The 21,991-nt window shown below is 31.3% G+C and carries 18 protein-coding genes; all 18 read right to left on the bottom strand.

The window, feature by feature from the left end:
• On the bottom strand, positions 1-243 hold the full coding sequence (locus ACQ65T_RS05130) for a hypothetical protein (protein WP_430400025.1): 243 nt from the start codon (positions 241-243) through the stop codon (positions 1-3).
• Entirely contained in the window at positions 233-775 is a 543-nt protein-coding gene (locus ACQ65T_RS05125) for a DUF420 domain-containing protein (protein ID WP_430400024.1), read from the bottom strand. Before ACQ65T_RS05125 ends, ACQ65T_RS05130 begins: the two co-directional genes overlap by 11 nt.
• Before the next feature lie 2 nt (positions 776-777).
• The gene (locus ACQ65T_RS05120) at positions 778-1,407 is read right to left on the bottom strand and encodes an SCO family protein (protein ID WP_430400023.1); all 630 of its coding nucleotides are present in this window, start codon (positions 1,405-1,407) and stop codon (positions 778-780) included.
• 1 nt (position 1,408) lies between these two features.
• On the bottom strand, positions 1,409-2,116 hold the full coding sequence (locus ACQ65T_RS05115; protein ID WP_430400022.1) for a hypothetical protein: 708 nt from the start codon (positions 2,114-2,116) through the stop codon (positions 1,409-1,411).
• Positions 2,117-2,187: 71 nt separating this feature from the next.
• Positions 2,188-2,538 (bottom strand): cytochrome C oxidase subunit IV family protein, encoded by a 351-nt coding sequence (locus ACQ65T_RS05110; protein ID WP_430400021.1) that lies wholly within the window; start codon positions 2,536-2,538, stop codon positions 2,188-2,190.
• Between the two features lie 19 nt (positions 2,539-2,557).
• Positions 2,558-3,529, bottom strand: coding sequence for a cytochrome c oxidase subunit 3 (locus ACQ65T_RS05105; RefSeq protein WP_430400020.1), 972 nt, complete (start codon positions 3,527-3,529; stop codon positions 2,558-2,560).
• Between the two features lie 44 nt (positions 3,530-3,573).
• Positions 3,574-4,161 carry a cytochrome c oxidase subunit 3 gene (locus tag ACQ65T_RS05100; protein ID WP_430400019.1) on the bottom strand — a complete coding sequence of 196 codons (588 nt, stop codon included), beginning with the start codon at positions 4,159-4,161 and terminating at the stop codon, positions 3,574-3,576.
• Between the two features lies 1 nt (position 4,162).
• On the bottom strand, positions 4,163-5,065 hold the full coding sequence (gene cyoE / locus ACQ65T_RS05095) for a heme o synthase (RefSeq protein ID WP_430400018.1): 903 nt from the start codon (positions 5,063-5,065) through the stop codon (positions 4,163-4,165).
• 91 nt (positions 5,066-5,156) lie between these two features.
• A complete protein-coding gene (locus ACQ65T_RS05090) occupies positions 5,157-7,310 on the bottom strand; it encodes a gliding motility protein RemB (protein WP_430400017.1) in 2,154 nt (717 codons plus the stop codon).
• Positions 7,285-8,028: a deoxyribose-phosphate aldolase gene (deoC, locus tag ACQ65T_RS05085; protein WP_430400016.1), complete on the bottom strand. Its 744-nt coding sequence runs from the start codon at positions 8,026-8,028 to the stop codon at positions 7,285-7,287. The genes ACQ65T_RS05090 and deoC overlap by 26 nt, the downstream gene beginning before the upstream one ends.
• Before the next feature lie 75 nt (positions 8,029-8,103).
• Complete coding sequence (locus ACQ65T_RS05080) at positions 8,104-8,853, bottom strand: TonB family protein (RefSeq protein ID WP_430400015.1); 750 nt, start codon at positions 8,851-8,853, stop codon at positions 8,104-8,106.
• 94 nt (positions 8,854-8,947) lie between these two features.
• Positions 8,948-9,682: an energy transducer TonB gene (locus ACQ65T_RS05075; RefSeq protein ID WP_430400014.1), complete on the bottom strand. Its 735-nt coding sequence runs from the start codon at positions 9,680-9,682 to the stop codon at positions 8,948-8,950.
• Between the two features lie 38 nt (positions 9,683-9,720).
• Positions 9,721-10,029 (bottom strand): VanZ family protein, encoded by a 309-nt coding sequence (locus tag ACQ65T_RS05070; protein ID WP_430400013.1) that lies wholly within the window; start codon positions 10,027-10,029, stop codon positions 9,721-9,723.
• A gap of 58 nt (positions 10,030-10,087) precedes the next feature.
• Entirely contained in the window at positions 10,088-10,468 is a 381-nt protein-coding gene (gene gcvH, locus ACQ65T_RS05065) for a glycine cleavage system protein GcvH (RefSeq protein ID WP_430400012.1), read from the bottom strand.
• A gap of 84 nt (positions 10,469-10,552) precedes the next feature.
• Positions 10,553-17,779, bottom strand: a complete 7,227-nt coding sequence (gene sprA / locus ACQ65T_RS05060; protein ID WP_430400011.1) for a cell surface protein SprA — start codon at positions 17,777-17,779, stop codon at positions 10,553-10,555.
• Positions 17,780-17,782: 3 nt separating this feature from the next.
• Positions 17,783-18,364 (bottom strand): Holliday junction branch migration protein RuvA, encoded by a 582-nt coding sequence (gene ruvA, locus ACQ65T_RS05055; RefSeq protein WP_430400010.1) that lies wholly within the window; start codon positions 18,362-18,364, stop codon positions 17,783-17,785.
• 37 nt (positions 18,365-18,401) lie between these two features.
• A complete protein-coding gene (locus tag ACQ65T_RS05050) occupies positions 18,402-20,693 on the bottom strand; it encodes an NADP-dependent malic enzyme (RefSeq protein WP_430400009.1) in 2,292 nt (763 codons plus the stop codon).
• 208 nt (positions 20,694-20,901) lie between these two features.
• Positions 20,902-21,924, bottom strand: coding sequence for a Holliday junction branch migration DNA helicase RuvB (gene ruvB, locus ACQ65T_RS05045; RefSeq protein ID WP_430400008.1), 1,023 nt, complete (start codon positions 21,922-21,924; stop codon positions 20,902-20,904).
• Between the last annotated feature and the right edge of the window lie 67 nt (positions 21,925-21,991).

The following is a 21,991-nucleotide window of genomic DNA, read 5'->3' as shown; positions in this document are numbered from 1 at the left end:
CTAATTATCTTCAATATCTTTTTTATTAGTTCTTATTTTATATATAGCATATGCGCCAACGGCAACTAAAACATAAGGAATGATCATTAAATAAACAATTCCGTCATTAATTGCTTCTGCTTGCCTACCTCCTTCTTCACTTTCTAATGCAGCTCTACACATTGCACATTGCGCATTTGATGAAAAGGAGATAAAAAGAAACAAAACAAACAAACCTTTTTCTAAGTATTTTCTAATGGACATAATATGGAGATATCATTAGGTAAACTATTACACCTGTAACAGCAACATACAACCAAATAGGAAAAGTGATTTTCGCAATTTTTTTATGTTTGTCAAATTGTTGAGTTAAAGCTTTAACATATGTAATTAAAACTAAAGGGATAATTATTATTGAAAGTACAATATGTGTTATAAGAATAAAAAAATACACATATTTAATTGCTCCTTCACCTCCAAATTTAGTAGAATCTGATGTCATATGATATGCAACATACATTACTAAAAATGCAACTGAACATGCAATTGCTAATTTCATTAATCTTTCATGTAAGGTTCTTTTTTTATTTTTGATTGCAACAACGGCTGCAATTAACAAAACGGCCGTAAACCCATTTATAGTTGCGTAAATTGGCGGTAAAAATGACAGAGGCTCAACATCGTAACCTAATTTTCTTAAATTGACACCAAAAAGGCCAGCGACAGCAAGTGGAATAATAACTGATAATGCAATTATTAGCTTATTATATTTTGTTTCTATGTTCTTTTGTTCCATTTTTATTCTTCTAATAAAATTATAATATCTTCTTTTATAGCATCAATACCTGACTTTTCAAGCCCATCATAATACAATATAGGATTTCCAAATTCATCTTTTCTACATCTAATATTTCCGTCTTTATCAATTAAGGCAAAAAAGCCAGAATGCTCAAAACCTCCTGCTACCTTTTTATTTTGAGAAGCATATAAATTAAAGCCTTTGTTAGCAATTTCATAAATATAATCTTTATCTCCAGTTAAAAAATACCAGTTTTTATGACTTACGCCTAAATGATCCGCGTGATTTTTTAATACTTGATAAGTATCATTTTCAGGATTAATTGTTATTGAAACAATTCCAAAATCATCATTTGAAATAAATTGTTTTTCTATTTCAAGCATATTTTGATTCATTTTTGGACAAATAGTTGGACATGTTGAAAAGAAGAATTCAACCACATACACTTTGTCATTTAAATCTTTATCTGAAATGCTCTTATTGTACTGATTAATTAATGAAAAGCTCGGAGCAGAACCAATTTCAATTAACTCAGATTTTGTAAAATAACGAGCCTTTACTTCTTTTACGGTCCAAATTCCAAAAATTAAAACAATAAACGAAATTCCTATATAAGATTTATTTTTCATATTATTTGTCTTTAACTTGTTCTTCAACATTCTTAGTTATTTTATCCCTAAACGCGTCTTTCCTTTTATTCTTTTTCAAAGCTAAACGATATTCTCTTAAGATAATCTTCATGTCGTCAGTCATTTCATTATGAAGTTCAGCTGCAGAAATAGTATTATAACTATCTCTATAATCTTCTTCACCTTTTAAGTCTTTACCTTTTCTACCTCTGTGATTAATCTCTTTATCTATAATTAAAACTGATGGAGTACTTAAATTTTCATCAAGACCACCAATTAATTTAAAAGTATCAAAATAAGGTATAATCTCTGTTTCAGGTGCAAAAACAAACTTCCAACCACTCATATCCTCAGTAATTGGCTTCAATTCCATGATAACATTTTTAACTGCTTCTTCTTGTCCTTCTGAAACAACCATTACTAATTGAAAATCATTAAACCCAAAATATTTTTTATATATTTTTTGATTTAAATTAAATAAGTTTCCCTTACTCAATTCTACATTTTTTCCTAAAAAACCTAATACAGTAATTTTATTTTTAAGATGAACTTTTTCAGAAATATTCAAGCTTTTCCAATTAGAAGGTAATTCTTTATTTGATTTTGATAAAGTAGGCAGGAACAATGAATTGTGTTTTGCAGATGCAAAAATTAAATATGTTACTATAGGCAATATAAAAAGCCCAATTAAAACAATTTTCTTTTTCATTTAGATTATAATATATTACAAAAATAAAAAAATCCCGCGAGATGCGGGATTAAGTATATCAAAATATCTTGTTAAAAATTCCATTTAATATGACCAGTCTTATATACTTCATAAACATAGTCACCTTCAACTAATAAAATAAAACATAAATACAATATAAGAAAGACTAATGGAGCTACTATAGACCATCTTAATCCTTTTGTTTCTCCTTCTAAGTGCATAAATGCCCATACAATATAATAGGCCTTAACAATAGTTAAAATAATAAATATCCAATTCAATAAACTCGTTGAAAGAAAATGAACTCTAAATAATGAATCTGGTTTAATAATACCTAGCGCTACTTCAACAGTAGTAATCACAGATAATATTGCAAAAACCATCCAGATTCTTTTTGTATTTGATTCGTGTGCGTGTGCCATGATACTTTTTATTTTAAAATTATACTAAGTAGAAGAATGTGAATACAAATACCCAAACTAAATCTACAAAGTGCCAATATAAACCTACTTTTTCAACCATTTCATAACTATTTCTCTTCTCGTATGTACCTAAAATTACATTGAAGAAAATAATAACATTAATTAAAACACCTGTAAAAACGTGGAAACCGTGGAAACCAGTAATAAAGAAAAAGAAATTAGCAAATAATTTATGCCCATATTCATTTCTAATCAAGTTAGCCCCTTCAACAACGTATTTAGCAGACTCCATCTTTTTTAATGATTCTTCTCTAGAAAGAACGACCTTTTCTTTATCTACAATTTGTTCTGATTTAATAAGGATATTCGGATTTGCCTTAAATCCCTCAACAACTTCATTAACTGAAAATGTTGGTAAGGCAGACTCTTCGGTAAACCAAAACCCTTTATCTCTTGTAAGTTGCGTTCTTTCTTCAGGCAATACTTTAGCAAATTCATGTAAAGCAACTCGTTTACCATCTTTGTCTACAAATTGTAATATTGAACCACCTTTTGTTTCAATTGCACCATACTCACCTTTGATAAAGTTTTTCCATTCCCAAGCTTGTGACCCTAAGAAAATAAAACCTCCTATGATTGTTAAAAACATGTAAAACGCAACCTTTGATTTCTTCATTTGATGACCAGCATCTACTGCCAATACCATAGTTACAGAAGAAAAGATTAAGATAAATGTCATTAAGGCAACATAATACATAGGCGCTGGAACACCATGTAAAAAAGGAAAGTGAGTGAACACCTCGTCGGCAATTGGCCAATTTTCAATGAATTTAAATCTTGAAAAACCATACGCCGCAAGAAATCCCGAAAATGTTAAGGCATCTGATACGATAAAAAACCACATCATCATTTTACCATAAGTAGCACCTAAAGGTCCTGGACCGCCGTCTAATAAAGCGTGTTCGTCATGTGAAGTAACTGTCGCTCCCATATATTTTTTATTGTTAAAAAGTTCCCAAATTTATTACTTTTTTTCTATTTGAAAAAATAGAAAAATAAAAACAAATAAACCCAAATAAAATCCATAAAGTGCCAATACATCGCACTTAGTTCAATACCAAGGGTTTGTGAGGCATTGTATTTTTGTTTATAATGATTATAAATTACAGCAAGTAACGAAATAAAGCCTCCAATTAAGTGTGCTAAATGCACAATTACAACAATATACAGAAAAGAAGTGGTAACATTACTTTCGCTTCCTGTGAAATAATAACCACTTTCAACTGCTTGTTGAAATCCTTTGAATTGGAAATATACGAATGATATCCCTAATAAAAGAGTTAACCATAAAAATAATGTTGCTTGAGACCTATTATCTGATTTTACTGATTTATAAGCTAAGTAAAATGTAACACTACTTGTAATCATAACCAAAGTAGAAAAAATAAAGGCCGATGGCATTTCGAAACTATTCATCCAGTCTGGCCTAGAAGTACTTACCACAAAAGCACTTGTTAAACCTGCAAAAATCATAAGAATACTTATCATTCCAAACAACAACAACAGTTTATACGATTTTCCTTTTCGTATTTGATGTTCTTCTAAAGTCATTTTTGTTTCCATATTATCTTAAAAATTTATCTAAAACAAATATTATTTGAACTAATGAAATATACGTTACACTAACAATCATAAGCTTTCTTGCAGCTTTTGCATCCATTTCTTTATACAATTTAATTGCAGCAAAAAGCATCCAGACACCAAGTGCAAATACAATAACTGCAGATACTCTTGTTAAAAATAACCTTCCTGTAATTCCCAGCACAGGAATTAAAGAAGCCAAAATCATCCAAATAGTATACAATATCGTTTGTAAAGCTGTCTTTTTATCTCTTTCTCCAGTAGGTAACATAAAGAAACCTGCTTTTTTATAATCATCGTATAAAAACCAACCAATTGCCCAAAAATGTGGAAATTGCCAAAAAAATTGTATCATAAATAACGCACCGGCTTCTATTCCAAAATGGCCTGTGGCAGCTACCCATCCCAACATATACGGTATAGCTCCTGGAAAAGCACCAACAAAAACGGACAACGGTGTAACTGTTTTAAGCGGTGTATACAAACTCACATACATGAATATTGAAATCGCTGCAAACATCGCTGTTTTAGGATTTATACAGAATAGAATAATCAAACCAATCGCGGTTAAAACGCTTCCTAATAATATTGCTTGATTTTTTGTGATTTCTCCAGCAGGTAATGGACGATTTTTAGTTCTATCCATTAAGGCATCCAAATCTACCTCTATAACTTGATTGAAAACATTTGACGCACCAACCATGCAATAACCGCCTATAATTAACAATAAAACCGTTAACCAATTTGAATTTTCCCAATTTTCAACTCCTAATAAATAACCTGCAATTGTTGAAAAAACAACACTAATAGCCAGTCTGGCTTTTGTAATTGCCACAAAATTTGCAAATATTGATTTTTTAGTAGTATTCAAAGTTGTAGTACTCAAAATAGATGAAAAACTTTAATTTTTATTGATGGCAAAGATACAAATAAGATTATTGATAAAACAGCAACAATTCTTAAAAGATAAAAAGATTTTAATAATCAAAATACCAATTGAACAAATCACTTCTTAACCCTATAGAAAACCAAGTTGTATTAGACTTTAATGTGGTAGCAGTTTCTGCAGTTGGATCAAAATTTCTATACATAAAATTACCAAAAACTTTTAAATTCGCTGATGGATTCACCACATAACCTAATTGTAAATCAGCAATAATTACACTGGTTTTATTACCTTGAGCTATAGAAACACCAGTATCATATGGCCTATTATCATCATAATCCAAATAAATATTTCCCCCATAATTAAATGTATCTGTTGAAGAGTTAAAATCAAACCCTCTCTGCCCATAAATGAATTTAGCTTCTCCAAAATATCTTCCTTTAAAATATCTTGCAATTCCAATTAACTCTCTGAAATTAGCGCCCCAATTATGCCCCATACTTTGATTATTATGTGCATAATTAGTCAATGGATTACTATGAGAATAGACATATGGTCGTATTTGATTATACTCCATTTGCAACATCAAGTTTTTAACTTTAAATGCATCAAAATACTTAACACCAACTTGGTAACCAAATTTATTCCTCCAACTTTGATTACTTTCTTTAACATCACCAATAGCAAATTCATCGATTAGAAATTGTCCGTAAAAATTTATTTGATTATTCCATTTGTATTTTGAAGTAATCCCTAAAACTGCATTTCCAGCTTTTGAAGAAGAAGAAAACTCAACTGCCCTATAAAAAATAATAGGGTTCACAAAGTTTACATCAAAACCTCTATCATTAGTATTTGACCAAACAACATTTTCAAAAAGACCAATATTTAACTTTTTTGAAACATTATAACTCAAATAATGACTTGCCATATACTTAGTTGCGTATGCTTCATCAACCGTAACTTCTGGACGGACATCTTTCAACCACATATAAGTATTGGTATATTTAATCTTCCAAAAAGTCGTATTAATCTTTAAAAACGGATAAGGACTAGCTCCGTCTCCTTGTAAAAGCGAACGATATCCATCTCCAATAAAGTTTCTACCATAACCTAATTGCAAATTAACAAATTTACTAGGTGTATACTTTATATTTGCTTCTGCCAATGGAAAATCAAAAGCGTCCGTCTTAAATTCTTTAGCGATACCAATTCCCGGAATTATAGCTGGATTTCCTCCCGAAGGTCTTATACTTAAGGCATATTGATTGTAATAATCAGCAAATCTTCCTTGACTTTCAAATATGGAAGCCGAGAAGCTCAATTCTTCACCTAACTCACCCTGAACGAGTACACCTCTAGTATTTACGAAAGTATTTGACAACTCACTATCCAAATCCTTACCAACTCTTAAATCTAAAATCGGATTCATTGTAAACCAATAACCTTCTCCTTGAATAGCTACTAAATTCTCGTTCCATAACTTTCTACCTAACCAAGTTGATTTATCTTTTTGTAAAGATTGATTTACCGTTTCAAAATCATAATATTTTGCAACTTCTTGATACGAATAAGGCTTAGTTGCTGTATGATTATTGCTTCCTACTTGATTCATTAAAGCATCGAAATTAGAATAATTAAGATGCGTAAAAGGAATATTCAATCTGCTTTTATAAGTAGCGTTTTCATAAGGTTTGTAATTCTCGGAAACTGCTTCAAACTCATTCAACACCTTACTATTATCAATTAATTTAGAATTAGTTTTGTCAAACACTTGTTCAATTGAACTTGAACTATATGGCTGTGGTTTCTGTAAAGGAATCGGGATTTTAATAGTAAATTTTGAATATATTTTTCTTCCTGAATAAGTTGCAGACTTTACCTTAGGCAACATATCAAAAATTCTTTTAGTCTCTTTTTTTAAATCTTCAGTTAAAGCATCAACATAAATCACACTAAATTGACCTAGTGTATCTGTTTCAAATAACGCTACCACATTCCCCTTAAAATTTGAATTAGAAGTTTCTTCTGGAACTTTAAAGTTTTCAAAAAAGAAATCTTGAATGGTATTATAAAAACAAGCTTCATATTTATCAGAAGTTACTTCTTCACAATTTGGAAAAAGAGGAAGCTGCTCGTTTGAAGAATTAATTTGTGCTTTCAATGAAAAGCCTGAAGCCAACAATAAAACGATATAGTATATTTTTTTCATATCTAAATTAGTAATCTGTATTAGTAATTTCATTATTGGCAATTTGCTTTGCCGATGAAGTTCCGATTCTTTTAACACCAAGGCGAATCATTTGAACTGCATCTTCGTAACTTTTAACTCCACCTGAAGCTTTAACAGGTAACGGAAAAGCATTTTCAATCATTAACTTAATTGCCGAAATTGTTGCTCCGTTTGACGAACCATCATGAGTAACATAAAAACCAGTTGAAGACTTTACAAAAACCTTATCATATTGTGATTCATTAAAATTTGAAATCACACAATTCTTAATTAAAGCTGTCAACTGAACTATTTCATGATTATTTAACGCTGCAATTTCAATAATCCATTTTACAACTTTATTGCTGCTTAAACCTAGCCGAGTGCACTCTACAACTTGCTTCTTCACATAATCCAATTCATTTCGTTTGAACGCTTCGTAATCAACAACATAATCTAATTCGTCAACGCCGTTATTTATTGCATTAAGAGCTTCACTACATTTATACTCAGTTGAACTTGTTCCTTTTGGAAAATCTATAACCGTACCTACTAATAAATGAGAATTTAACTTATTAACTAACTCTTTTGCTAAAGCAACATATTCTGGCCTAATCATGATAAGTTTAAAACGCTCAGAAATAGCTTCATTTATTGCCGCTTTAACAATTTCATCATTCTCTTTCTCACTTATTAAAGATTGTTCTGAAGTTTTTAAATACGTAGAATCTAAATATTGTTTAATATCCATAGTTAAATTATCATGAAAGTTGTAAAAATAAAAAAATCCCTTTTAAAAAGGGATTTTTTTATTTTTTAAATTATTTTATTTCAATCTAAATGAAACAGGAATGATATATTTTATTCTCACCGGTTCTTTTCCTTGTTTTGCAGGAATAATTTTAGGTATTTTTTTAATTGCTTTTTCAGCAGCCATTCTCATTTCATAAGTAGCACGTTTATTGTCAACTGAAGCTACATTTGTAATATTACCTTTCTCATCAATAACAAATTCAACTAGAGCCGTACCTTGTTTACCACTTTCGTAATCAGACTCTGGATAAGTTAAGTTTCTTGAAATAGCTTTTGCTAATTGGCTATCAAAACATTCTTTTTGTTCACTTCTAGGAATTCCTTTACAAGCATCAAACATTGGCAATTGTTCTACAGAAAAAATAGTATTCTCACGAGGTGATTCAACTATTCCTTTAATCGGAGATTCTTTAGGTTCAGAATTAACCACATTTGTTGTATTATTTTCAGCAGGAACATTATTTGTTTCTGGATTTAAAACTTTGTTATTATCCACTTTCTTAAAAACTGGACTTGTTATATTGACTTTTACAACTGGCTTTTCAATTCTAGCAACAGGCTTACTTTCTGAAACAATGGGATTGTATCTGAAAACTGATTCTTCAATCAATGTTACATCCTCACCTCTTTTATCAATCGGTTTTTTATGTTCAAATTTATACTCTAACACAAAAAGCGATACAATCATAGTAATAATTAAACCTATTTGAAAATAGGCAAAACTATTTTTTGCTTTTCCTTTAAACTTTACATCTGGTCTCATACTATGATAATTTTAATTAAACAATACTTTGATAATTATCATAATACAATTTATGTGCCAAAAAAAACCCAATCAAATGATTGGGTTTTAAATATTATTGAAGTTTAAATGTTATCGGCTGAGCATATCTAACACTAACTGGTTTATTTCTTTGTTTTCCTGGAGTAAACCTAGGAAGCTTAGAAACAATTCTCTGAGCTTCTTTTTCAAGTAACTCTCCTCCTTTAGGACCCCTTACTCTAATATCAGTTACATTACCTTGTTTATCAATTACAAATTGAACTTGAACCCTACCTTGAATCATGTCTTCTTGAGCTCTTTGTGGGTATGTAAAGTGTTTATTGATGTGGGCAGTCATTTTCTCGTTAAAACAATCAGCTTGTTTATTTTTAGGCAAACCTTCACAACCAGGAAATACTGGGATATTTTCAATAACCGCAAATGGTAATTCATCTGGTATATCATCAAAATCTCCTCCCGCTTCTCCAACTTCAGAAGCTTTAACAACTACAACAGGTTTCTTTTCGTCAACCTCTGTAGTCTCGATTTTCTTGTCTTCTAGAATAATTTTATCCTCAACTACCTGAATAACTTCTGGAGCAGGCGGCGGCGGCGGCGGTAGTCTTTGAACAGGAGGAAGTGTAATTATTGTTTCCTCGTCATCAACAAAATTATCAACCAAACTCAATTTTTCCGTTTCAATTACAGGATCTGCAGATTTTAACTCTATTCCTATAAATGTTAATAATAATACTGCTGCTAAACCTACTTGGAAATAAAGCGTACTATTTCTTTTTGGGTCAACATTTGGGTTTTTCTTTAGTTCCATGACTTCATTTTTGTGTTGCTAATATAAATATTATTTTTTTAATTTTTAATTTTTGTACTATAAAAAACTTTTACAAAGTAAGGAAACGTAAAAAATGCAATCAACGCCCCTAATGAATTTGCAATAACATCAAAAAAATCAGCTGTTCTTGATACAGTTATAGTATCTTGTAATATCTCAATAATTATGCCATAAAAAATTGCACCTACAAGAATTTTAAGCCTGAGATGAAAAGTCTTGTGATTAAAACTAAAACTCCATAAAGTGACCAAAATGAAATAAAACAGAAAATGAACTATTTTATCTTTCAAAGGTAACTTCATCATAAATGACGGAGTAGCAATCATTGAAATTAGACTTAGGAATGTAATTAAAACAGTCCAGACAACAGCTATAAAAATAAATTTACGCTCCAATAAGAGCCGCATAATCTTCATTAGATAGTAATTCTTGAATTTCAGACATATTTGAAATTTTAATTTTTACCATCCATCCCGCACCATAAGGGTCAGAATTTACAACTTCTGGCTCAGACTCTAAACTATCATTAAATTCAATAACTTCACCAGATAAAGGCAAGAACAAATCAGAAACAGTTTTAACAGCCTCTACAGTTCCAAAAACTTCATCCTTGTCAAGAGTTTGGTCTAACGTTTCAACTTCTACATATACAATATCTCCTAATTCACTTTGAGCGAAATGAGTAATTCCAACAGTTGCAACATCTCCTTCGATAGCAACCCATTCATGGTCTTTTGTATATTTTAAATTAGCTGGTATATTCATTTTTTGTAGTTTTAAAAATTGAAGTACAAATGTAGTTTTATTAATTTAAATGAAAAATAACTTTTTTGTTATTTTTCATTTAAATTAATTTCCAAAGTTATATCTGATTGTAAAACCAGACCTAATATTAGTTATCGGGAATGATGTTGAGATAACTGCTTGAGAAAATTGATGATCGTAAAAGAAAATTGCGGTTAAATTTTTGCTAAAAGAATAGTCCGCCGTTAATCTAATTGACCACATGTTTTGTCCGCCTGCAAGTTCATTATTATCATAATCTAAATACCTTACAATTGTATTATTCCTTCTGTATGTGAAATCAGTTTTAATATTTATATCACTTTTAATGACACCTGTTTTAGTATCAGCCAGAGCAGAGTTGATTGTAACATCTTTAATCCTGTATCCAATTCCTAATGTATACTCATTACCACTTACTTCCGTAAGCAAATTATTATCAAAACTCATGTTTAACGTTCTGTCTTTTTTCATTTCTGCGAGAATTTTGATTGAATTTTTCATTTCAAAATCAATTCTCATTAATGGATTAAACTGCTCTGCTAAATTTACGTTCGAAATTAATTTATCAGAATAAAAATTACCGTTTACATCAACAGGAGACGTATTAAGATTTGTAGTGAAAGCATTAATATTATAACTTGCTCTATAGCCATGTTGTAATGAGAAACGTTTAAATTTATCTTTAAAAAACTTATAACGCATCAATCCTGTATATTTTATAGTCCAATTAGGTAATGGAATATCTTTAAATGCTCCTGTTGAGACAGAACCGGCATCTTTCCCTGAATAAGCAGCAATAAATGAAGGCAGTAGTACTTGCTGACTGTTTTTTCCAAATCCTAACGGATATCCTTCTGTATCTGTAGGAAAAGATGAACTTCCATAATAAGAAGTTGCAAGCCTATTAGCAACAACCAACCTGTTTTCTCTAAAATCTTGAAAAGCTTGAGAAAAATTTTCATCACTTTGACTAAATGAAGTTGACAAAAGAATTGTAGAAATATTATAATTTCCAAACTCATAAGGAGACCTAGAATTATATTGCCCACTTGAAACATCATATTGCTCAGAATAATTTTCAGTATATGATCTATCTGCTTTCAAATCGATTTTTAAATCTGGAAATAACTCCATCTGTGCAGTAAAATCGAGTTGTTTTGTTTTAACTCTAGTGAAATTTTGGTTGAACTCAGGAAAAGTAGTTAGCCAGCCATTTTGAGCAGCTAAATATCGAACATCCGATTGACCCCCAAATACAAATCCTAAACTAGGTTTTGACGAACCAAAAAATCCTAAACCTGGTAAATAACCCGGTAAAACTGTACCGTTATTTTCAGTATAGTTGGCTTGAATATTTTTCACACTCATTAATATTCCTTTCAAGCCTTTTATAAATACATTACCGTCAGAATTTGATTTCTTATCAGCTGCTGTTAACTTTTGACCCGGTAATGGAATAGCGCTTTTATTTCCCTGTGTATTTTTTTTGTTTTTTGATTTTTTATTACCTGTTAAGCCAATATATCTATAAAACAAATCCATATTAAACGTAGTATTCAACTTATGAGAACTTGCATTTTGAATTGTATTCCCTAATGGGTAAATTGTACCGTCTTGTGCTTCAATTGTTGAAAATGCATCAGATGAACGTTGCCAATTATAATCCCCCGTATAAGAGTAGGTTGATTTTACAAATGCTAGAGCAGGTATTTTGTTAATTGGTAAATCATAATTCACTACTAATTGCTGATTGTGTTGGTTTGATTCTCCAATATCCCAATAATCATCCCATATACCTAATCCATCAATCGGAACATTATTCTCATCTAAATAATTACGAACAATATTGTTTGAAGAAGCTGTATAGTTTAACTTTAATGATTTAGTTAAATTATAATTGAATCCATATTGGTAATTAAAGAAATAATTTCTTCTATATAAAGGATCAATCCCTATTCCAGAAACATCAACTAATCTGAATTGTTGTCTGTTAAATTGCCTAATAATATTTGAACTAAAAGAAATATTCGATGGCAAAAAATTAAAATTAAAATCGGTCAACATTTTATAATATCCGTTCTTCTTTAATTTCTCAGATTTTTTAAATGGTTCTATCTCTAGAGGTTTAAATGAATAAGCATAATCAACTGAAGATCTATTTTGTTGATCAACCAAACTCTCAATTTCATAATCGTGATGTTCAGTTTCATTAAAAGAGTACGACAATGTTAAATTTTCAACATCGTAAAAATGCTGTTTTTGTTCTGGAGCTCTATCTTTTCTTACCCCTATAAAGTTTATACTTGTTCTCTTTGTATAATCAATTGCTCTGTTCTCAATATTATCTCTCTCATCCGGATCACTTGTAATGTCTAGCAATTGATTTAATTGAATGTCTTGATAAAATGGATCGAATTTTGGAGTTATTGTTTCTTCTCCAACCGCATAATTAAAAGGAAGCTTAATTCCCCACTTCTTTGGTAATAATTGACCTAAATTAATATTAGTAACAATGTCATATTGAAAAACCTCTTCTCTACTTCTTTCATTTGGCCCTTCCTCTATTCCGCCAAAACCAATAGTACTCATTCTTGTCGTTGCAGAGACATTGGCAAAATCAGCTAAATTTGTATCTAAATTTGCAACTGCTGCATAACCTCCTTTGTTATCCATATCAGAAAGTCTCAACTCATTAAACCAAACCTCACCTCTTTCTGTTGGTCCTCCATTTTTATTTTTTACCCCAACCATTATTGTTCTAACCAATCCAAAATTTGGATTTCCTTTTATTCCTAGGGTAAGTTTATTATTTGACGATCCTATTACAGGGTCCTCTTCTTCAATAAACCCAATTCCATTTGGATCTACAATTATTGAAGGGTCGTTATTGATATTTAAAATTTTTAGTTTAGTTAAAAAATCTAACGGAAGTTCTATTTCGTTATCTAAAGGCCAAATAATATCAGGAGCAGTTGAACCAGGTGGCGTTACTTTTAAAGGAATCTCTATTTGATAAAAATTCTCAGTAAAATCATTACCAAACCTTAAAAAAGCAACTAGTTCATCGTCTGCAAGGGTATTGTCTTGTAAAGCTTCAGCATGTAAAAACATACGTAGTTTTTTGAATTGACGCATGTCTACATTTACATTTTTAAAGACCGCTCTAGAATCATTTAATTGTAAACCATTTACATTTCCACCAAGTTTATCATAAACTCTTAAAGACAAAGATTGCTCATTTTGATTAATTACAGTGTTATTATTATAAAGTTGCTCCCTTACTACACCAGGAGGGGTAACATAATTAATTGGTGTTCTGTTCCCATTTTCCTGTATGTTTACTGCGACCACATCAAAACCTGTGTTATCATCATCTGGATCGGCATCTAAAGCATCTAAAGTACTTGTATATCTTCTCCATTCGCCTCTTACTAAATCTAAAGCTCCGAAACGTAAAGTAACAGCGTCTTTAAATCCAGTCATATACATTCTCATGAAACGAATCGATCTAAAATCAGTAATTGAACCTACTTGATTTGCAGCAGTAAATTCTTGAATTGGAATTTTATACAATATCCATCTAACCTTTCCTGTAGTCCCATTTGGTAAAGTAACTGCATTATCCTCTCTTACATCTGCTATATAGTTTTGACCTGTTGGTACTGTAGATCCTTCTGGATAATAATCAATCGGAACTTCAAATTTAAAATATGCATTAATAGTGTTCATCGTGTTATCACGATTTATATCTTCAACATCAGGCAATGTCGTATTTCCTCTATTTGTATCTGTAACATTAACTGGTGAGTTAGCCTCAACACCATTATAATTTCTATATCGATCAACAAGTCCACCTGTAGTGTTTAAGTAAAATTGGTAATTATCATTTGAAGGGTCGGGCTGTGATGCAAATGCCGGAAACTTAATAGCTTCTTCCGCATCTGATAAACCATCAAATCCAACATCTTGAATCGTTCTATTGTTCTCATTAGTATCAAAAGCATAAATTAAAGATTGAGATGTAGGTATTTCTCCCCAATTAGTTGCAATTATAGGCTGCGTAGAACCAACTTCCGGTAATCCGTTCTCATATAATTTTCGACCATCTTTTAATACATCTTCAGCTATTTCACCTAAATTAAAAACCAATTTACCAGTGTTTGTTATATCTGCAGAAGGATTTCCATAATAAGGATCCATTACCCAAAATTGGATGTATTCAACATTTGATTGTTCAAAATTAGTAGTATTAATAGACCTCATAATACCCCCCCAGTTATTAGGTGCGTCAATTGGAGGAAATTGATTTGTAGCAGCTAATGCTGGATTAAAATTATAAGCTCCTCTTTCTAGTGGGTAATAGGTTAAATCTAAAGTATTAACTACAGACGACTGGCCTTGTGCAATATTTGTTACAGGATATAATTCATTAATAAATATCCTTCTTGTACTATTTAAAGACAAATCATTATCATTTATGCCGCTTGGTGTTTGAGTATAAAACACAGGGTCAATTGAATACCAAGAAAATTTAGCCCTTTTGTACCCTATAGTTAAATCATCAGAAGTTGATTCATTATCAGAAGGATCACCATCAAAGTTATCCTCCAAAGGAACACTTGCCAGACTCCATGTATTTGCAGATCTTAAATCAATTGTTGACTGAGATCCCTCAAAGTCATCTACATAAGTTGTGGCCTCTCCATTGAATTGATCAGCCTTTGAAGCTCCTGGCTTTAAATAAGCAATTTCTCCCCTAAATGATAAATTTGAAGGCACATCTGTGTCAATATTAGGGAACTTATTAACTAATCTTGTTAAGAAAGGGACTTCTGTTGAGAAATTTGTATTAACCCCAAATATTGTGTTATTGATAGATTCTTGTCCGTAATTTGATTTATTTGTAAAAGGTCTCTCAGATAAATTTAACAATGTTGCACCTACTAAAAAATTCTTATTAAATTGATGTTCGACATTAACACCCCAAAACCTTCTTGTTTGTTGACCAAAAACAGAATTGTTTTCAACTGAAATCTCAATAGGTGTATTTGATGCTTGTAGCGAAGGGTCTAAAATTTGAACTCTACCCAATTGATAATTAACGGTATAATCAACTCCTTCAACCAATAACCTACCGCCAGCTGTAACTACAACAGAACCCTGTGGCACATTAAAAGCACCAATAGAAATACCATCTCCACCTGTAGATTTAAATTTACCTCTTATTTGAAACTTATTTTTATCACTATCTTGAAGCGCAGAAGCTTGAGTAGACGTATATAAGTTTCTAAAAACATATTTCGATTGATTAGAATTATAGGAACCAATTACTGTAGGGTTATTATAATCTTCCGAAACATTTGACCTTAATTTTTCAAAAATATGCTCTCCAAAAGGTTCTTTTGTAGTAAACATTATCCTCCCGTATTGAGTGTCAATAGTTACTCCTGGCACAAAGTCAAAAAACCCATCTCCCCCTACTTGCGGATCATTCGTATAATTAAGTTTATCTACATTAAATACTTTTAACAATGGGGTATCTGCAACATCGGCTGGTAATGGAGTTACGCCAGATTGTGTTATATAATTTAAAGGTGACGGATCGGTATATAGAATATTTAACCTAAAATCTTCTTGTTGCAATTGATATGCTCCTGGAATTTGATAAATATTCTTCATCATCAAGTTCCATGTAGGCATTGTTAAATCATCATTAGGAACTTTTTGCTTTACTGCCGTTAGATTACTTTTTAAAAGTTTCAAAAGTAACGCTTGAGATGTTGGAACCCCTGTAGAACTTACTTGTGTTGCATCAACTCCGTCAGTACCAAATTCACCAACTTGATAAACTTGATCTCCAATTGTATATTGATATGAAACTGCTAGAACTTCATCATTAGCCAGTTTTTGATTTAATGAAACATATCCTAATTGCGGATGAAAGGTAAATTCAGAAGCTGTTAATTTCCTAGCATTTTCAAGTTTAGCATAATCTAAACCTTCATTCATTCCAGTAATATTAAATCCGTTCCCTGCTGTTGCAACTTCTCTAATATTTGAGTTTAAAAAGTTACTACCTATTTGATTAGGGTTGAATTTATTATTTGCATTATCAGATGGAGTATCAGATGGAGCATTAAAAAAAGTTGGATTCAATGCTAAATCTATAGCCACAAGCTCTTGAGGATTGACTCCTGAAACTTGGGTTTCTCCAATATCTTGTAGAGCTATAATATTTCGTAAATTATTTTCTGTTGAATTTACTCTGTTTTGCTTATTCGTAATCCAAACTTCAATTCTATTAATTTGAACCCTACTGTTTATGTATGGATAATTTAAAAGAGCTTTATCATATTGTTCTCTAAAATATTGTGACAAGAAATAATGCCTATCTGCATCATAATCTAATGCAAACACTTCAAAATCTTGCAATGTACCTCCTCCCTGAGAAGTTACAGAACGTGTTTGCGATTTTTGTTCTGAGAAAACACCAGTAACGGTTGTTTTTCCAAATTGAAATTGAGCTTTAACACCAAATAAACTTTGCGCCCCTCTGATTAAAGAATTTGACAATGGGAAACTCACGTTACCAACTTCTAATTTCTGAAGAATATCATCTTCATCAGATCCATATTCTAATTTTATCAAATTTTGAAAAGCAAAAGTTGATTGTGTATCGTAGTTTATATTTACATTTAATCTTGTTCCAACTTTTCCTTGTAAACCTACACTAATTCTTTGATCAAAATCGAAAGTTGTAGTTTTCCTATTTCTAGGAGAAAAAGCAGGATTGTCTTGTTTTGTAAATCGAACCCCTAAGTCCAATTCCACAGAACCTGTTGGTTTAATATCAATTGTATTACTCCCGAAAATGGCTTCAAAAAACCTTGAATTTACATAATATCTAGGAAGCAAATCTTTCTTAGCCTCTTCACTTCCAGCTTTTTTTCCATCAATTGCAGCTGACTTCTCCTGATAATACTTTCGCATTTCTTCTCGGAGCACTAATTCTTGATATTGATTAGGAGTTAAAACGAGTGGATAATTGATGTTAAAACCATCAAATGTATTTGTATATATGTATCTATCGGTTCCAGGGTCATAAGTATACGCTTCAACAATACTTTGCGGATTCGGAACTTCAATTTTACCTATATCAACACCTGTTTTTATAGAGTCATTTTCTTCCTCATTTACTTGAGAAAAAACTAAAAAAGGCGCAATAAAAACAAAAACCTTTATTACTTGTATAAATTTATAAAACGTATTTTTTATAACTGTATTTTTCAAATTTTATAAACTTTTTAATGCTTGCTTGATTAAATCTTCAACAGTAGCATTTGGGGAATCTCTATTGATTTTTTCAATTACTTTTTCAGCTGATTTTCTTGCAAAACCTAAAACTTCTAAAGCAGATAACGCTTCTTCTTTATTAGTATTGCTTTCAATCACAGAAACTTCATCTAAATTATAAACTTTTAGTACTTTATCTTTTAAATCTAATATTACTCTTTGTGCTGTTTTTGCACCAATACCTTTTATACTTTGCACAGTTCCAACATCATTTGAAGCAATTGCTTGAATTATTTGTTGTGGGGCTAATGAAGATAACATTGTTCTGGCAATATTTGCTCCAATACCAGAAACTGAAATAAGTAATTTGAATAATTCTCTTTCTTGTTTTTCGACAAAACCAAATAAAGTATGCGAATCTTCTTTAACTTGAAGAAAAGTAAACAACTTTAAACTTTCGCCATCCGGCAATAAAGAAAAAGTATGTAATGAAATATTAATATGATAACCTACACCACTACAATCAATTACAACTTCGGTTGGAGTTTTCTCTACTAATCTACCTTGTATGTGTGTTATCATATATTATTTTGTGTTAGTCTTCAAAAATAAAAAAATATTATTGATTTACTTGCCTTAATCTTCTTTCCTTTTCTTGAGCATCAACTACAGAAACTGCAGCCATATTTACCATTTCTTCTACACTTGCTCCTAATTGAAAAATATGAACTGGTTTATCAAGACCTAACATTATAGGTCCAATAGAATCTGACTTATTTAGTTCTTTCATCATTTTGTAAGTAATATTTGCAGAATCTAAATTAGGGAAAATTAAAGTATTAACTTTTTTATCTACTAATTTAGAAAACGGAAACTTACTTTTCAACAGTTCGGAATTTAATGCAAAATCTGTTTGAATCTCTCCATCAACAATTAAATCGGGATAATATTTATGTAAATAAGCAACTGCTTCTCTAATTTTAGAAGAGTTATGATTAGCTGATGAACCAAAATTTGAAAATGAAACCATTGCAATTACTGGTTCCATTCCGAACATTCTAACAGTTTTTGCAGTCATTAATGCAATTCTAGCTAAATCTTCAGCTGAAGGATCAGGATTAATTGCTGTATCTGATAAAAATATTGGACCACGGCTAGTCATCATCATATTTGTTGTAGCAATCTTATCTACTCCAGGCGCTTTATCTATTAATTCTAGCACTGGCTTAACTACTGTAGGATAACTTCTAGAATAACCCGTAACTAATGTATCAGCTTCACCTTCATTTACCATCATTGCAGCAAAATAATTTCGCTCTCTCATCCATTTTTGAGCATCTAAAAAGGTAATTCCTCTTCTTTGTCTAGATTTCCAAAATGACTGAGCATAGGTATCTCTTCTATCCTTTTCTTTTTTAGATTTAGGATCAATAATAGTGACATCAGCTTCAAAACCAATTTCTTCTTTTAATTCTTGAATGATTTCTCTATTTCCAAGTAAAATTGGTATTCCAATTCCTTCCTCTAAGACAATTTGTGCAGCCTTTAAAACATCTAAGTGATCTGCTTCAGCAAAAACTACACGCTTTGGATTCGTTTTGGCTCTATTTACCAGCATACGAATCATCTTATTATCAGAACCCAATCTGTTTAATAACTCTTCTTCGTATTTATCCCAATCTTGAATTTCAACTTGAGCTACTCCAGATTCCATAGCTGCCCTTGCAACTGCCGGAGCAACTACTGAAATTAATCTAGGGTCAAATGGCTTAGGTATAATGTAATCTTTACCAAAATTTAATTTAGTTTCTCCATAAGCAATATTTACTTGCTCAGGAACAGGCGTTTTTGCTAATTCAGCCAAAGCACGAACAGCAGCCATTTTCATTTCTTCATTAATCTTTGTAGCACGTACATCTAAAGCACCTCTAAAAATATAAGGAAAACCTAAAACGTTGTTAACCTGATTAGGATGATCAGAACGACCGGTAGCCATGATAATATCATCCCTTGTATCTATTGCAAGATTATATTCTATTTCTGGTGTTGGATTTGCCATTGCAAAAACAATGGGGTCTTTAGCCATAGACAAAAGCATCTCTGGCTTTAGAACATTACCCGCAGAAAGCCCGAGAAATACATCTGCACCTTTTAGAGCATCACCAAGAGTTGTATTTGGTTTTCCCTTAGCATATTTTTTTTGTAAATCTGACAAATCTGTTCTTTCAGAAGATAATATACCATCTTTATCAAACATTATTATTTTTTCTGGATCAACCCCTAAAAGCACATACAAATTTGCACAAGCTAATGCTGCAGATCCAGCTCCAGAGACAACAACTTTTATCTGATCTATATTTTTCTCAGCTAATTCTAAAGCATTCAAAAGAGCTGCAGAAGAGATTATTGCAGTTCCATGCTGATCATCATGCATTACTGGAATGTTTAATTCCTCAACTAACCTTCTTTCGATTTCAAACGATTCAGGTGCCTTTATATCTTCAAGATTAATTCCTCCAAATGTTGGAGCAATGTTTTTAACCGTTTGAATGAACTCTTCAACATCTTTTGTTCCTACTTCTATATCAAAAACATCAATATCTGAAAATATTTTAAACAAAAGTGCCTTTCCTTCCATAACTGGCTTTGAAGCTTCTGGACCAATATCTCCCAGACCTAAAACTGCGGTACCATTTGAGATTACAGCTACTAAATTACCTTTAGCAGTATATTTATAAACATTATCTACATCTTTAGCAATTTCTAAACATGGCTCCGCAACCCCAGGGGAATAAGCCAAAGACAAATCTCTTTGTGTAGCGTACTTTTTTGTAGGAACTACTTGAATTTTACCAGGTGTAGGCTTAGCGTGATATAATAATGCTTCTCTTCTTTTTGTATCTTTATGCATATGATTAAATCTATATGAACTTACAAAGTTAACATAAGCACATCAAGAAAAAAAATTAAATTGCCCTTTTAAAAAATTAAATATTTCTAACTAAATTGACTAATCCTCTTTACTTTAAACCTATGCATATATACTATTTATGAATAAAAAATACCGAAGTTAACACTCCGGTATTTTTTATTCATTTTTCTTAAAATCACAAATACATTTAAAACAATCCTCCTTGAATATTTGATTTAATTTTACCTAAATGTGTATATGCTTTTTCAGTGACTTCTCTTCCTCTTGGCGTTCTCATTAAAAATCCTTCTTGTATTAAAAATGGCTCATAAACCTCTTCAATTGTTTCACTACTTTCTGAAACAGCAGTTGCTATTGTTGTCAACCCCACAGGCCCGCCTTTAAATTTTTCTATAATAGTAACTAATATTTTATTATCCATTTCATCCAATCCGTTTGCATCAACATTCAAAGCTTTTAGAGCAAATTTAGAAATTTCAATATCAATACTTCCATTTCCTTTAATTTGAGCAAAATCGCGAACTCTTCTCAATAAAGCATTTGCAATACGAGGCGTCCCTCTACTTCTACCAGCAATCTCTATTGCAGCTTCTGTTGTAATGGGCATATTTAAAATGGATGCTGATCTTTCAACTATAGAAGTTAAAAGCGCCGTATTATAATATTGTAAACGACTTTGAATTCCAAATCTAGCACGCATTGGCGCTGTTAACAACCCTGAACGAGTAGTCGCACCAACAAGTGTAAAAGGATTAAGATTGATTTGTACAGTTCTAGCATTAGGACCAGACTCAATCATTATATCTATCTTAAAATCCTCCATTGCCGAATACAGATATTCTTCCACTATAGGACTTAAACGATGAATTTCATCAATAAAAAGTATATCTCTATCATCTAAGTTAGTCAATAGTCCGGCCAGGTCACCTGGCTTATCAAGAACAGGCCCAGAAGTAATTTTAATACCAACACCTAATTCATTAGCTAAAATATTAGCCAAAGTTGTTTTACCTAGACCTGGAGGGCCATGAAACAAAGTATGATCCAAAGCCTCTTCCCTTAGATTTGCAGCTTGAACAAATACCTGTAAATTTTCCAAAACTTGTTCCTGACCAGCAAAATCATCAAAAGAGAGAGGCCTTAGAGCTTTTTCAACGTCAATTTCTTGAGGAGTAAAACGTTCTTTATTAGGGTCTAAATTTTCATTCATATTACAAATATAAGCAAAGTTAAAACAAAAATACCTTTCCGAATGGAAAGGCATTTTATATATATTT

Source organism: Flavobacterium sp. (assembly GCF_965284515.1).
GTDB lineage: Bacteria > Bacteroidota > Bacteroidia > Flavobacteriales > Flavobacteriaceae > Flavobacterium.
This window is presented reverse-complemented; position numbering and strand designations above follow the sequence as displayed.

Coding starts and splice junctions, on each gene's coding strand:
- ACQ65T_RS05130 (WP_430400025.1), bottom strand. CDS start 243: ATGTCCATTAGAAAATACTTAGAAAAAGGTTTGTTTGTTTTGTTTCTT.
- ACQ65T_RS05050 (WP_430400009.1), bottom strand. CDS start 20,693: ATGCATAAAGATACAAAAAGAAGAGAAGCATTATTATATCACGCTAAG.
- ACQ65T_RS05110 (WP_430400021.1), bottom strand. CDS start 2,538: ATGGCACACGCACACGAATCAAATACAAAAAGAATCTGGATGGTTTTT.
- ACQ65T_RS05080 (WP_430400015.1), bottom strand. CDS start 8,853: ATGAGACCAGATGTAAAGTTTAAAGGAAAAGCAAAAAATAGTTTTGCC.
- ACQ65T_RS05070 (WP_430400013.1), bottom strand. CDS start 10,029: ATGATTGCTACTCCGTCATTTATGATGAAGTTACCTTTGAAAGATAAA.
- ACQ65T_RS05075 (WP_430400014.1), bottom strand. CDS start 9,682: ATGGAACTAAAGAAAAACCCAAATGTTGACCCAAAAAGAAATAGTACG.
- ruvA (WP_430400010.1), bottom strand. CDS start 18,364: ATGATAACACACATACAAGGTAGATTAGTAGAGAAAACTCCAACCGAA.
- ACQ65T_RS05105 (WP_430400020.1), bottom strand. CDS start 3,529: ATGGGAGCGACAGTTACTTCACATGACGAACACGCTTTATTAGACGGC.
- ACQ65T_RS05090 (WP_430400017.1), bottom strand. CDS start 7,310: ATGAAATTACTAATACAGATTACTAATTTAGATATGAAAAAAATATAC.
- ACQ65T_RS05120 (WP_430400023.1), bottom strand. CDS start 1,407: ATGAAAAATAAATCTTATATAGGAATTTCGTTTATTGTTTTAATTTTT.
- ruvB (WP_430400008.1), bottom strand. CDS start 21,924: ATGAATGAAAATTTAGACCCTAATAAAGAACGTTTTACTCCTCAAGAA.
- ACQ65T_RS05100 (WP_430400019.1), bottom strand. CDS start 4,161: ATGGAAACAAAAATGACTTTAGAAGAACATCAAATACGAAAAGGAAAA.
- ACQ65T_RS05115 (WP_430400022.1), bottom strand. CDS start 2,116: ATGAAAAAGAAAATTGTTTTAATTGGGCTTTTTATATTGCCTATAGTA.
- gcvH (WP_430400012.1), bottom strand. CDS start 10,468: ATGAATATACCAGCTAATTTAAAATATACAAAAGACCATGAATGGGTT.
- ACQ65T_RS05125 (WP_430400024.1), bottom strand. CDS start 775: ATGGAACAAAAGAACATAGAAACAAAATATAATAAGCTAATAATTGCA.
- deoC (WP_430400016.1), bottom strand. CDS start 8,028: ATGGATATTAAACAATATTTAGATTCTACGTATTTAAAAACTTCAGAA.